The sequence below is a fragment of the Paraburkholderia jirisanensis genome, from assembly GCF_054782355.1.
In genome coordinates this window covers 72,071-85,620 of sequence record NZ_BAAGSQ010000012.1, presented here as the reverse complement: position 1 = coordinate 85,620, position 13,550 = coordinate 72,071, and the positions used below count along the sequence as shown (strand labels likewise).

Here is a 13,550-nt window from a genome sequence, read left to right as displayed (position 1 = left end):
TCTCGCTGGTACTGCATTGGTATTGCGCTGGAATCGACTTCGTGCGCGCTTGCGCAACCGCTGCGGGCTTGCCGCTCGCGGCCCGCCGGGCTCGACGCCCGGCGTTGGTGCATTGCGGAAGTCGGCCAAAATCCGCTAAATTATAGCTTTTTAGCCGCCCCGGCGTGCCCCGCACCCGGGCTCCGGGCGCGCGTGCCGTCACGAGCCGCACCTGCGTCAGCCGCGCAGCCACGTAGAATGCCCGAACCGGCCAGCCGTCATCGGCATAGCCGCGCTCCATCGCGAGAGGCGCTCCGGGCGCACTGGCCGTGCATCCGGGTTGGGCTGAACGCGCCAGAATGTGTTCCGCGACTTTTCGTTCCGGATGCCCGTTTCATGCTGCACGCCCGCCGGTGTCCGCCGCGGCGCTGCCAGCGCAGAAACGGTGCGGCCTCCGGGGCAATACCTTGATCCAGGACGACGTGCCCGCCGTGAAACCGATACTCAAATCCAACAAGCTGTTGAATGTCTGCTATGACATTCGCGGGCCCGTGCTCGAACACGCGAAGCGGCTCGAGGAAGAAGGCCACCGCATCATCAAGCTGAACATCGGCAATCTCGCGCCGTTCGGTTTCGACGCACCCGACGAGATCATTCAGGACATGATCCTGAACCTGCCCACTTCGTCCGGCTACTCCGATTCGAAAGGCGTGTTCGCGGCGCGCAAGGCGATCATGCATTACGCGCAGCAAAAGGGCGTGCAGGGCGTCGAACTGGACGACATCTACATCGGCAACGGCGCGTCCGAACTGATCGTGATGGCGCTGCAGGGTCTGCTCAACGATGGCGACGAAGTGCTGCTGCCGGCGCCCGACTACCCGCTGTGGACCGCCGGCGTCAGCCTGTCCGGCGGCACGCCGGTGCACTACGTGTGCGACGAGTCGAACCGCTGGATGCCCGACCTCGACGACATCCGCAGCAAGATCACGGCGAACACGCGCGCGCTGGTGGTGATCAACCCGAACAACCCGACCGGCGCGCTGTACTCGAACGAACTGCTGCTCGCGCTGATCGACATCGCGCGTCAGCACGGCCTCGTGATCTTCGCCGACGAGGTGTACGACAAGATCATCTATGACGGCCGCGAGCACACGGCGATCGGCTCGCTGTCCGAAGACGTGCTGACGGTCACCTTCAACAGCCTGTCGAAGAGTTACCGTTCGTGCGGCTACCGCGCCGGCTGGATGTGGGTGTCGGGCCTGACCGGCGAAAACCGGCGGCGCGCGAAAGACTACTTCGAAGGCCTCGGCATTCTCGCGTCGATGCGGCTGTGCCCGAACGTGCCGGGCCAGTATGCGATTCAAACCGCGCTGGGCGGCTATCAGAGCATCAACGAACTGATCGCGCCAGGCGGGCGCCTGTACCGGCAGCGCGAGCTGGCGTACGACATGCTGACGGCCATTCCCGGCGTGAGCTGCGTGAAGCCGGAAGCGGCGTTGTACATGTTCCCGCGCCTCGACCCGAAGATGTACCCGATTCACGACGACCAGCAGTTCATTCTCGATCTGCTGCTCGAAGAGCGCGTGCTGCTGGTGCAAGGCAGCGGTTTCAACTGGAAATCGCCGGATCATTTCCGTGTGGTATTCCTGCCGAACGTCGACGACCTCGCCGATTCGATCAACCGGATCGCGCGCTTTCTCGACGGCTACCGCAAGCGTCACGCGGCCTGATGCGCCTGAACCACCCGAGCGCTTTCCCAATCTCTTACTAGAAATACACACGCTGCATGGAACCGATCAAAGTTGGACTGCTGGGCTTCGGCACGGTTGGCGGCGGGACCTATACGGTCCTGCGCCGCAACCAGGAAGAAATCAAACGCCGGGCCGGCCGCGGCATCGAGATCGCACGCATTGCGGTGCGCAATCCGGCGAAGGCTGAACAGGCGCTGGGCGCGGACGCGGGCAGCGTCGCCGTCACCGACGATTTCCACGCGGTGACCGACGATCCGTCGATCGACATCGTCGCGGAGATGATCGGCGGCACCGGCATCGCGCGCGAGCTGGTGCTGCGCGCGATCGCCAACCGCAAGCACGTGGTCACCGCCAACAAGGCGCTGCTCGCGGTGCACGGCACGGAGATCTTCGATGCCGCGCATGCGAACGGCGTGATGGTCGCGTTCGAGGGCGCGGTGGCGGGCGGCATTCCAATCATCAAGGCGCTGCGCGAAGGGCTGAGCGCCAACCGCATCGGCTATATCGCCGGCATTATCAACGGTACGACCAACTACATCCTGTCGGAGATGCGCGATCGCGGGCTCGACTTCGCGACCGCGCTGAAAGCCGCACAGGAACTCGGCTACGCCGAGGCTGACCCGACCTTCGACATCGAAGGCGTCGACGCTGCGCACAAGGCCACCATCATGAGCGCGATCGCGTTCGGCGTGCCGGTGCAGTTCGACAAGGCTTACGTGGAAGGCATCAGCAAGCTGGCCGCGATCGACATCCGCTACGCGGAAGAGCTCGGCTACCGGATCAAGCTGCTCGGCATCACGCGCCGCACGGCCAACGGCATCGAGCTGCGCACGCACCCGACGCTGATCCCGGAAAAGCGCCTGCTCGCCAACGTGGAAGGCGCGATGAACGCCGTGGTGGTGCACGGCGATGCGGTCGGCACGACGCTGTACTACGGCAAGGGCGCGGGCGCGGAGCCGACGGCTTCGGCGGTCGTGGCCGATCTGGTCGACGTGACGCGCCTGCACACGGCCGATCCGGAGCACCGCGTACCGCATCTGGCGTTCCAGCGCGACCGGCTGTCGGACACGCCGATCCTGCCGATCGAAGAAGTGACGAGCAGCTACTACCTGCGCCTGCGGGTGGCCGATGTGACCGGCGTGCTGGCCGACATCACGCGCATCCTCGCCGACATGGGTATTTCGATCGACGCGCTGCTGCAGAAGGAATCGGAGCAGGTCGACGGGCATGACAAGGGCGAGACGGACATCGTGCTGCTCACGCATGAGACGGTCGAAAAATATGTGAACGTGGCGATCGCGCGCATCGAGGCGCTGCAAACGGTCGTATCGAAGGTAACGAAGCTGCGCATGGAAGCGCTGGACTAGGCGCGCAGGTGCGACAAGCGTGAAACAGGCGTGAAACAAGCGGGCAATCTGGGCGAATACACTGATGAACTACATTTCCACGCGCGGTGCCGGAGCAGGCGAGCGCCATACTTTTTCCGACATCCTGCTCGGCGGTCTCGCGAAGGATGGCGGCCTGTATCTGCCGGCCGCGTATCCGCAGGTCAGCGCGGACGAACTGGCGCGCTGGCGCGTGCTGCCGTATGCGGACCTCGCCTATGAAGTGCTCGCGAAGTTCTGCGACGACATTCCGGCCGAAGACCTGCGCGCATTGACGCGCCGCACCTACACCGCACAGACGTACTGCAACGTGCGCGACGACGAGCAGGCCGCGCAGATCACGCCGTTGAAAACGCTCGGCATCGAAAACGGCGCGCCGCTCGCGCTGCTCGAACTGTCGAACGGGCCGACGCTCGCGTTCAAGGACATGGCGATGCAGCTGCTCGGCAACCTGTTCGAGTACACGCTGGACAAGCACGGCGAAACGCTGAACATTCTCGGCGCGACCTCCGGCGACACCGGCAGCGCAGCCGAATACGCGATGCGCGGCAAACACGGCCTGAGCGTGTTCATGCTGTCGCCGCACAAGAAGATGAGTGCGTTCCAGACCGCGCAGATGTTCAGCCTGCAGGACCCGAACATCTTCAATCTCGCGGTCGAAGGCGTGTTCGACGATTGCCAGGACATCGTGAAGGCGGTGTCGAACGATCACGCGTTCAAGGCGCGGCACAAGATCGGCACGGTCAATTCGATCAACTGGGCGCGCGTGGTGGCGCAGGTGGTCTACTACTTCAAGGGCTATTTCGCGGCGACGCAGTCGAATGACGAGCGCGTGTCGTTCGCGGTGCCGTCGGGCAACTTCGGCAATGTCTGCGCGGGCCATATCGCACGCATGATGGGGCTGCCGATCGAGAAGCTGGTGGTGGCGACCAACGAGAACGACGTGCTCGACGAGTTCTTCCGCACCGGCGCCTATCGCGTGCGCACGTCGGCGCAGACGTATCACACCAGCAGCCCGAGCATGGACATCTCGAAGGCGTCGAACTTCGAGCGCTTCGTGTTCGATCTGCTCGGCCGCGATCCGGCGCGCGTGCTGCAACTGTTTCGCGACGTCGAAGAAAAGGGCGGCTTCGATCTGGCCGCGAGCGGCGATTTCGCGCGCGTGCAGCAGTTCGGTTTCGTGTCGGGCCGCAGCACCCACGCGGATCGCGTCGAAGCGATCCGCGACGTGTTCCAGCGCTACGACACGATGATCGACACGCATACCGCCGATGGCCTGAAGGTGGCGCGCGAGCATCTGCAGCCGGGCATCCCGATGATCGTGCTGGAGACCGCGCAGCCGATCAAGTTCGGCGAGACGATTCGCGAGGCGCTCGAGCGCGAGCCGGAGCGGCCGGCTGCGTTTGCCGGGCTCGAGAAGCTGCCGCAGCGGTTTGAGGTGCTGCCGGCGGATGCCGAGCGCGTGAAGGCGTTTGTGGCGTCGAAGACGGGCGCGTAGCGTTGGGCCGTGCGTATGGCGGATGCATAGGCAGCCGTCGACGTATGGCTCGAGCGGGGCGGCGCGGCGCGCGGAGTGAAGGCTCGAGACGCCCGGAGCGCTCGGCACGCTTGTGGCACTCGAGTGCAGCGGGACGGGGCGTGCCGGTGGCGTGTGGGCGGTGCAGGGTCATGCCTGACCGGTACGCGAACCGGTGTGTCACGCGCCCGCGCTTCGCGAAATCGATGCCCCGCAATCCACACGAGGTTCGCGCCGGCCCACCGAACGCCCGCTACAATATTCGCTTCAACCGCCCGCGCCGATCACGAACCGATGTCCACACCCGCCAATCCGTCCCCCGCACCGCGCGCTCCGATGCTTTCCACCGCCGACGCTCTCGCCACGCTGCTCGGCGCGGCTGTGCCGGTCGCTGGCGTCGAGACGCTCGCCACGCTCGAAGCGCTGAACCGCGTGCTCGCCGCCGACGTCGTGTCGCCGCTCGACGTGCCACCGATGAACACCAGCTCGATGGACGGTTACGCGGTGCGGCTGGCCGACCTGTCGCACGGCGACCGCCGTCTGCCGGTATCGCAGCGCATTCCCGCTGGCCACGCGCCGCAACCGCTCGCGGCGGGTACGGCGGCGCGCATCTTCACCGGCGCGACGGTGCCGCCAGGCGCGGACGCCGTCGTGATGCAGGAGCAGACCGAAACCGCCGGCGACGAAGTGACGCTGCTGCACACACCGAAAGCCGGCGAATGGATCACGCAGCAAGGCGCCGATATTCGCCGCGACGCGGTGATTCTGCCGGCCGGCACGCGGCTGACGCCGCAGGCGCTCGGCCTGGCGGCATCGGTGGGCTGCGCGCAGTTGAGCGTGGTGCGCCGCGTGAAGGTCGCGGTGTTTTTCACCGGCGACGAACTGACGATGCCCGGCGAAGCGCTGAAGCCTGGCGCGATCTACAACTCGAATCGCTTTACGCTGCGCAGCCTGCTCGACAAGCTGGGCTGCGAGGTGACCGACTACGGCATCGTGCCCGACCAGCTCGACACCACCCGCGCCACGCTGCGCGACGCGGCGCGCGAGCACGATCTGATCTTGACCTCCGGCGGCGTATCGGTCGGCGACGAGGATCACGTAAAGCCGGCCGTCGAGGCGGAAGGGCGGCTCGCGATGTGGCAGATCGCGATGAAGCCCGGCAAGCCGCTCGCGTTTGGCGCGGTGCGCCGTGCGACGGCCGCCGCCGCTACGGGTGCCGACGCGCCGCATACGCCGCCCGCTGCGCAGCCAGGTACCGCGGCCTCCGCGCAATCCACCAGCGAAGCATTCTTCATTGGCCTGCCAGGCAACCCGGTGTCGAGCTTCGCCACCTTCCTGCTATTCGTGCGTCCGTTCGTGCTGCGCCTCGCCGGCGTGCGCACGGTCACGCCGCGCTTCCTGTCGCTGCGCGCCGACTTCACGCAACAGAAGGCCGAGCGCCGCAACGAGTTCCTGCGCGCGCGCGTGAACGCAGCGGGCGGCCTCGACCTGTTCCCGAACCAGAGCTCGGCGGTGTTGACGTCGACGGTATGGGGCGACGGCCTGATCGACAATCCGCCGAACCACGCGATCAGCGCCGGCGAGACGGTGCGTTTCATCCCGTTTTCCGAGTTGTTGAACTGACCGCGGCGATCACCCGAGCAATCCCGCCCCTGCAAGCGAAGTGAAGGCGCCTATGAAGATCCAGCTGAAATATTTTGCCAGCGTGCGCGAAGCGCTCGGCCGTTCCGACGAAGCGGTCGATCTGCCCGACGGCGTCGCGACGCTCGGCGACGTGCGTGCGTGGTTGCGCGTGCGCGGCGGCATCTGGGCCGAGACGCTGGCCGAAGGCCGCGCGCTGCGCATGGCCTGCAATCACGTGATGACCGACGCCGGTACGCGCGTCACCGAAGGCTGTGAAGTAGCGTTTTTCCCGCCGGTCACCGGCGGTTGAGGAGCTTGCGATGACTGTGCGCGTGCAAACGGAAGATTTCGACCTGTCCACTGAAGTGGCCGCGCTGCGTGCGCAGAATCCGAAGGTCGGTGCGGTGGCGTGCTTCGTCGGTACGGTGCGCGACCTGAACGAAGGCAGCACGGTCGAGGCGCTGGAACTCGAACACTACCCGGGCATGACGGAAAAATCGCTGCAGACGATCGTCGCTGCCACGCGCGAGCGTTGGCCGGGCACCGAAGTGCTGATTGTGCACCGGGTCGGCAGGCTTTATCCGCTCGACCAGATCGTGCTGGTGGCGACCACGTCGGCCCATCGCGGCAACGCGTTCGCATCGTGCGAGTTCGTGATGGACTACCTGAAGACGCACGCGCCGTTCTGGAAAAAAGAAAAGACCGAAAATGGCGAGCGCTGGGTCGATGCCCGCGTCACCGACGATGCCGCGCTCGAGCGCTGGGGTCTGAGTTCCGTCAACGCGGACGCTAAAGAGCCGTGAGCACGGCGCGCCGGCCACGCGTCATTCGTCCGTTCCGCGCCCGATAAACTTTGCCGGAAACGGTTCGCCGCGCGGCCGCTGCGGCGCGTCGCGCCCGTCGTGCGCTTTGTCGTGCGCCTCGCCGTCCACCGGCTTGCGGCGCGGCGCGACCCGCTCGAGCAGCGCCTGCTGCTCGGCAGGAATCTCGTAATCCCAGCCGAAGCGGCTCAACTGCAGGCTCTGCGCAATGCGCAGCGCCGGTTCCATAAAGCGCACCGCCGCGGCGGGCACATAGCGTCCCTCGACCGTATCCAGAAACAGATAGAGCCAGCGGCTGAAATGCTGCGGCTCGACGCCTTCCAGCGGCTGGTGGCTCTGCTGCACATTGCCGCGATACTGTTTCGAGCCCAGCACGAGGCTGCCCCAGAACGCGCACATCTTCGGCAGATGCTCGTCCCAGCGGCCCGCCAGCTTCTGTTCGAAGACCGGCCCGAGCAGCGGGTCGGCGCGCACGCGCTCGTAGAACGCGTAGACCAGCTCGCGAATGTTCGGCTCGGTTGGTTCGGATTGCCGTGCGACGGCGGAGGCGGGAGCAAACGACGGCTTCATTCAATCATCAGACGAAAACGGTGTTCAGGATTGCGATTCGGCTGATACCTATACCCATCGCGGGTTTCGCAAAAAGACCCGATGGGGTGAAAGCAGAGCGTTTATAGTTACGCGAAATAACACGACATACGTCGCAATAAGATGCGTAATGCGAGCATATTATGGCGACAAAGCGTAACCGGCAACCTTGGAAAAGATGGGCCATTGTGTTGGCGGCCCGTCTTCGCCGATCGCGACTTGGCATACATGAGACTGACAGACTATACCGACTACTCGTTGCGTGTGCTGCTCTACCTTGCCGTTCGTCCTGAAGGGCTCGCAACGATCCAGGATATTTCCGACTCGTACGGAATTTCCAAGAATCACCTGATGAAGGTCGTCCAGCGCCTAGCCGAACTCGGCTGGGTCGAGACGGTGCGCGGCCGCAACGGCGGATTGCGGCTGTTCGAGCATTCGTCCGCGCTGACCGTGGGCGAGGTGGTGCGAGCGGCCGAAAGCGATTTCGCGCTGGTCGCGTGTCTGCCCGACGCCGACGGTGCGCATCGCGAATGTGCGATCCGTTCGCAGTGCCGCCTGAAGAATGTGATGGAAGGCGCGCGTAAGGCGTTCTTCGCGGAGCTCGACCGCCACACGATCAGCGATATTGCGCAGCCGAACGCGCCGCTGCTCGCGCTGCTGGGCTTTGTGCCGATGGCGGCTGCGGTGCCCGTGCCCGTGTCGGTCGAATCGGTGCCGATCGTTCCCGAAGCCTGACGCGTAGAGACGCTGCGGCGCGATGTCGCGCCGCTCGTCTTGCCACGCTGTGGCGTCGCGCGATTGATGTCGGTTCCGTGTCCAATCGGCAGATTTTGTTGTCGAAGATCGACAAAAGCGCCTTGAAACGCGCGTCAGATGCCTCATTTTGATGACATTCGAAATTGGAGGTCTCTAATGAGAATCGACAAACTCACGACAAAATTCCAGGAAGCACTAGCCGACGCGCAAAGCCTCGCCGTCGGTCGCGACAATCAATACATCGAACCGGTTCATCTGCTTGCCGCGCTGGTCGCCCAGCCGGATGGTTCGGCGCGCTCGCTGCTGTCGCGTGCGGGCGTGCACGTGCAGGCATTGCAAACCGCGCTGAACGACGCGATTACGCGTCTGCCGCAGGTGCGGGGCACCGACGGCAACGTGCAGATCGGCCGCGAGCTTACCGGCCTGTTGAACCAGGCCGACAAGGAAGCGCAGAAGCTCAACGACACCTATATCGCGAGCGAAATGTTCCTGCTCGCGATCGCCGACGACAAAGGCGACGCAGGGCGTGTCGCGCGCGAACACGGCCTCACGCGCAAGTCGCTCGAAGCGGCGATCGTCGCGGTGCGCGGCGGTTCGCAAGTGCACAGTCAGGATGCCGAAAGCCAGCGCGAAGCGCTGAAGAAATACACCATCGACCTGACCGAGCGCGCGCGTGCCGGCAAGCTCGACCCGGTGATTGGCCGCGACGACGAGATCCGCCGCTCGATCCAGATCCTGCAGCGGCGCACCAAGAACAACCCGGTGCTGATCGGCGAGCCGGGCGTCGGCAAGACCGCGATCGTCGAAGGGCTCGCGCAGCGCATCGTCAACGGCGAAGTGCCGGAAACGCTGAAGGGCAAGCGCGTGCTGTCGCTCGATATGGCGGCGCTTCTGGCGGGCGCGAAATATCGCGGCGAGTTCGAAGAGCGACTGAAGGCCGTGCTCAGCGACATCGCGAAGGACGAAGGCCAGACCATCGTATTCATCGACGAAATCCATACGATGGTCGGCGCGGGCAAGGCCGAAGGCGCGATGGACGCGGGCAACATGTTGAAGCCGGCGCTGTCGCGCGGCGAACTGCACTGTGTCGGCGCGACCACGCTCGACGAGTACCGCAAGTACATCGAGAAAGATGCGGCGCTCGAACGGCGCTTCCAGAAGGTGCTGGTCGACGAACCGTCGGTCGAGGCCACCATCGCGATCCTGCGCGGCCTGCAGGAGCGTTATGAACTGCACCACGGCGTCGACATCACCGACCCGGCGATCGTCGCGGCCGCGGAACTGTCGCACCGCTACATCACCGATCGCTTTCTGCCGGACAAGGCGATCGACCTGATCGACGAAGCCGCGTCGAAGATCAAGATGGAAATCGACTCGAAGCCGGAAGAGATGGACCGGCTCGACCGCCGCCGCATCCAGCTGAAGATCGAACGCGAAGCAGTGAAGAAGGAAAAAGACGAAGCGTCGCAGAAGCGTCTGCAGTTGATCCAGGAAGAAATCGAGCGGCTCGATCGCGAATATTCGGATCTCGAAGAAATCTGGACCGCGGAAAAAGCCGCGGTGCAGGGCAGCGCGCAGCTGAAGGAAGAGATCGAAAAGACCCGCGCGGAAATCGTGCGGCTGCAACGCGCCGGCAAGCTCGAACAGGTGGCCGAACTGCAGTACGGCACGCTGCCGCAGCTCGAAGCGCGTCTGAAGCAGGTTACGCAGGCCGAAGCGCAGGAGCAGAACAATCCGACGCGTCCGCGCCTGTTGCGCACTCAGGTCGGCGCGGAGGAAATCGCCGAAGTGGTGTCGCGTTCGACCGGTATTCCGGTGTCGCGGATGATGCAGGGCGAGCGCGAAAAACTGCTGCAGATCGAAGACAAGCTGCATCAGCGCGTGGTCGGCCAGGACGAGGCGATCAGCGCGGTGGCCGATGCGATCCGCCGCTCGCGCGCGGGGCTGTCCGATCCGAACCGTCCGTACGGCTCGTTCCTGTTCCTCGGCCCCACCGGTGTCGGCAAGACCGAGCTGTGCAAGGCGCTGGCCGCGTTCCTGTTCGATTCGGAAGAGCACCTGATCCGCATCGACATGAGCGAGTTCATGGAGAAGCACAGCGTTGCGCGGCTGATCGGCGCGCCGCCGGGCTACGTCGGCTACGAGGAAGGCGGTTATCTGACCGAAGCCGTGCGCCGCAAGCCGTATAGCGTGATCCTGCTCGACGAAATCGAGAAGGCGCATCCGGACGTGTTCAACGTGTTGCTGCAGGTGCTCGACGACGGCCGCATGACCGACGGCCAGGGCCGCACCGTCGACTTCAAGAACACGGTGATCGTGATGACCTCGAACCTCGGTTCGCAGGTGATCCAGGCGATGGTCGACGAGCCGCAGGAAGCGGTGAAGGACGCGGTGTGGGAGGAAGTGAAGCTGCATTTCCGCCCCGAATTCCTGAACCGGATCGACGACGTCGTGGTGTTCCACGCGCTCGATCGCACCAACATCCAGTCGATCGCGAAGATCCAGCTGGAACGGCTGCACGGGCGGCTTGCGAAGCTCGATATGCAGCTGGTCGTGTCCGACGAAGCGCTCGAACTGATCGGCAAGGCCGGCTACGATCCGCTGTTCGGCGCGCGGCCGTTGAAGCGCGCGATCCAGCAGGAGATCGAGAACCCGGTCGCGAAGCTGATTCTGGCGGGCCGTTTCGGACCGAAAGACGTGATTCCGGTCGACGTGCAAAACGGCAAGCTGGTGTTCGAGCGGGTCGTGCACTGACGGTACATGGTGTGACGCGTGATGCGTGATGCAGCGCGGCCTGCGCCGCCGTAAACCGCGGGCTGCAAGCGCAAAACGGGCGACGAAGCGATTCGTTGCCCGTTTTTTTTGCCTGCGCGGTGCGTTTCGCTGTGCGCTGCGTATCGAGCGACGCGTGTCATCAACGGGTATTGCCGTCGCGGGACGAGCATTTCCTAACATCGGGGCAATGCGTGACAACCCGCGATATCCGCGCCACAGACCAACGTGACGACATTCGCCAGTGCGCGGCGACGCGCATCGTTTGACGACTTCAACGAACGAGGCAGTGACATGTACACATCGTCGATTCATGAAGTGCACGAACCGCCGCCGCAGCTGCGTGGCACAGGCGAACGCCCAGCGCAGACGGGCGCAAGCGCCGCAGGCGCCGGCACACCCCGGGCGCCTGTCACAACCGCGCTGCGCTACCCGGTCGGGCCACGGCCGCCCGCAGCCCATGCTGCCGTACCCGCATGGCCCGGGAGTTACGCACTGCAGGCGACGCCCGGCGAATACGCGACGACCATCACGCCCGGCGTGCTGGTCGATCGCGGCAGCGGACAGCGCTTTATCGTCGAGCGGGGCAGGCCGTACGCCGTGGTGTACGACCGCACCGCCGCGACGTGGCGCGTGATCGATCCGCTCGATGCGGCTCGACCGCAAGTACCGGTCTGCAACGATCCCACCACCGGGCATTGGGTGCGTAACGAGCGAGCGGGGTTGAGAGGCGGCGGGCTACCGAACGAACGCGGCGATGCGGCACTCGAACGGCGCCGGCTGGAGGGGGAGAAAGCTGAAATCGAAGGAAGCCTGCAAGGCGTCAGGCATATGCGGACCACCTTGCAGGCATCGATGCAAGAATCGCAACGGGCGCGCGACGAAGCGCAGCGCCGCGTCGACGTCCACGAGAACGGCAAGCGCGAGGCGGAGCGCGGGCGCGACGCGCTGGAACTCAGACTGCAACTGGGAGAGGTGCAACTCGATGCTGTCGTGAGGCTGCAGCAAAACGAGGTACGCGAGTGGGATCGCCAGTTGCGGCAGGCGCGCGATGAATTGCATATCAGAACGGACGAGTTCGATTCGCGCGCGCGGGCGCTGCACGATACAGAGGCGGATTTGCAACGACTGGAAGGGGAGCGCGCCGATGTGGAACTGGCAATTCAACGTCTCTAGCCGACTCGGCCCGGCGGGTGTCGGGCAATCGCATGTGCCCGAGCCGCGTGCGCCTCAGGGGCCTCAGATGCCTCAGATGTCCCGGGCACCTCAGATGCCGCGCCTCGCGGGAGTGCCGGTCGGTTCGCTTGCGAGCGTCGGCGGCGGCAGCGGCCACTCGTCGGGCCGGCCGACCGGTCAAGCGGGTGCGGTACCGACGCAGCATCGACTGGCGCTCGGGGCCGCATGGCCGGAACACTACGCGCTCGACATGCATCCGTCTTTTCAATGCACGGTGGGGGCGCAGCCGGGTAGTTTCGCGATCATGGGCAACCCGCGGCAATGGATCCTGCACGATGGCAAGGCGTACCGGCTCGTGCTGGATACGCAGAACGCGACTTACGCGGTGGTCCACTGGCGGGATCCGGACAGCGCGCGCTATCCGGTTCGCTACGATCGCGCTAGCGGCGCGTGGCTTTACGACGGCGCCCCGGCCGCTGCCACCGCTGCCGCCACTGCCGCTGCCATCGACGCCACGGCCGGTGGTCCACACGACGGTCCGGAGCGCGAGCGCAAGGTGCATGAGCTGCTCGGGCATCTGTCGCTTCAGGATCTGCTGCTGCAAAGCAAGCAGAGGCTGGCGTCCGAATGGGGTCTGCAGCTTGACGAGCGCGTGCGCACGCGTGAGCGTCTCGCGCAGGTAGCCCAGTGGCGGCTGAATCACGAGATGCGGCGTGCCGCGCAAGGCGCACCGGAGCAGCGTGCGCAGGCTGAAGCGCTGCGCAACCACGCGCGAATGCGGCGGCTCGAGGCGCGCGACGCACGTAGCGAGTACCTTGGGTTTATCAGGCTTCAACCCGCGCTGCACTTGCAGCGGCAGCGCTACGAGGTATGGCGTTTATCGCACAAGGTGGCTGCGGTGCAGCCTCGCGCGGACACGCGGGTGCTGGACCCCATGCCACCTGCGATTGCGCTTGGCAAGGCGCCGGCGGCTGAGGCGGGAGGTGTTGAAACGCGAGGTGTTGCGCGTCAGGGTGACGCGACGCAGGGCGCAACAACGCGGGGCATCCCGACGCCGGTGACCACGACGCAGGCCACCACAACGCCGGTGACCACAACGCCGATCGCCTCACCACAGGCGAGTTCACCACAGGCCACCGCCATCGAAAGCGCCGCCGCCGAAACCACCGTGCGGCAGCACTAG

The 13,550-nt window shown here is 65.3% G+C and carries 11 protein-coding genes; 10 read left to right on the top strand and 1 reads right to left on the bottom strand.

The genetic code is table 11. The annotated features are described in order from the left end of the window. Nucleotides 1-461: 461 nt before the first annotated feature. From ACYVNQ_RS07045 to moaE, 6 genes are all read left to right on the top strand, one after another. Nucleotides 462-1,709 (top strand): pyridoxal phosphate-dependent aminotransferase, encoded by a 1,248-nt coding sequence (locus ACYVNQ_RS07045; RefSeq protein WP_460901988.1) that lies wholly within the window; start codon nucleotides 462-464, stop codon nucleotides 1,707-1,709. 56 nt (nucleotides 1,710-1,765) lie between these two features. Then, nucleotides 1,766-3,097 (top strand): homoserine dehydrogenase, encoded by a 1,332-nt coding sequence (locus ACYVNQ_RS07040; RefSeq protein WP_460901770.1) that lies wholly within the window; start codon nucleotides 1,766-1,768, stop codon nucleotides 3,095-3,097. 64 nt (nucleotides 3,098-3,161) lie between these two features. Continuing rightward, nucleotides 3,162-4,613, top strand: a complete 1,452-nt coding sequence (gene thrC / locus ACYVNQ_RS07035; protein WP_460901769.1) for a threonine synthase — start codon at nucleotides 3,162-3,164, stop codon at nucleotides 4,611-4,613. A 354-nt stretch (nucleotides 4,614-4,967) separates the two neighbouring features. Continuing rightward, complete coding sequence (locus tag ACYVNQ_RS07030) at nucleotides 4,968-6,254, top strand: molybdopterin molybdotransferase MoeA (RefSeq protein WP_460901768.1); 1,287 nt, start codon at nucleotides 4,968-4,970, stop codon at nucleotides 6,252-6,254. Between the two features lie 52 nt (nucleotides 6,255-6,306). After that, nucleotides 6,307-6,564, top strand: a complete 258-nt coding sequence (gene moaD, locus ACYVNQ_RS07025; RefSeq protein WP_460901767.1) for a molybdopterin converting factor subunit 1 — start codon at nucleotides 6,307-6,309, stop codon at nucleotides 6,562-6,564. 10 nt (nucleotides 6,565-6,574) lie between these two features. Beyond that, a complete protein-coding gene (moaE, locus tag ACYVNQ_RS07020) occupies nucleotides 6,575-7,057 on the top strand; it encodes a molybdopterin synthase catalytic subunit MoaE (protein ID WP_460901766.1) in 483 nt (160 codons plus the stop codon). Nucleotides 7,058-7,078: 21 nt separating this feature from the next. On the opposite strand, the gene ACYVNQ_RS07015 is transcribed toward moaE, so the two are convergent. Continuing rightward, complete coding sequence (locus ACYVNQ_RS07015; RefSeq protein WP_460901765.1) at nucleotides 7,079-7,645, bottom strand: group III truncated hemoglobin; 567 nt, start codon at nucleotides 7,643-7,645, stop codon at nucleotides 7,079-7,081. Nucleotides 7,646-7,891: 246 nt separating this feature from the next. On the opposite strand from ACYVNQ_RS07015, the gene ACYVNQ_RS07010 reads away from it, so the two are divergent. The 4 genes from ACYVNQ_RS07010 (at nucleotide 7,892) to ACYVNQ_RS06995 (ending at nucleotide 13,550) form a co-directional block, all read left to right on the top strand. Next, nucleotides 7,892-8,398, top strand: coding sequence for an Rrf2 family transcriptional regulator (locus ACYVNQ_RS07010; protein WP_460901764.1), 507 nt, complete (start codon nucleotides 7,892-7,894; stop codon nucleotides 8,396-8,398). 177 nt (nucleotides 8,399-8,575) lie between these two features. After that, nucleotides 8,576-11,173, top strand: coding sequence for an ATP-dependent chaperone ClpB (gene clpB / locus ACYVNQ_RS07005; RefSeq protein WP_460901763.1), 2,598 nt, complete (start codon nucleotides 8,576-8,578; stop codon nucleotides 11,171-11,173). 312 nt (nucleotides 11,174-11,485) lie between these two features. Further along, nucleotides 11,486-12,367 carry a hypothetical protein gene (locus ACYVNQ_RS07000; RefSeq protein WP_460901762.1) on the top strand — a complete coding sequence of 294 codons (882 nt, stop codon included), beginning with the start codon at nucleotides 11,486-11,488 and terminating at the stop codon, nucleotides 12,365-12,367. A 76-nt stretch (nucleotides 12,368-12,443) separates the two neighbouring features. Beyond that, entirely contained in the window at nucleotides 12,444-13,550 is a 1,107-nt protein-coding gene (locus ACYVNQ_RS06995) for a hypothetical protein (RefSeq protein ID WP_460901761.1), read from the top strand.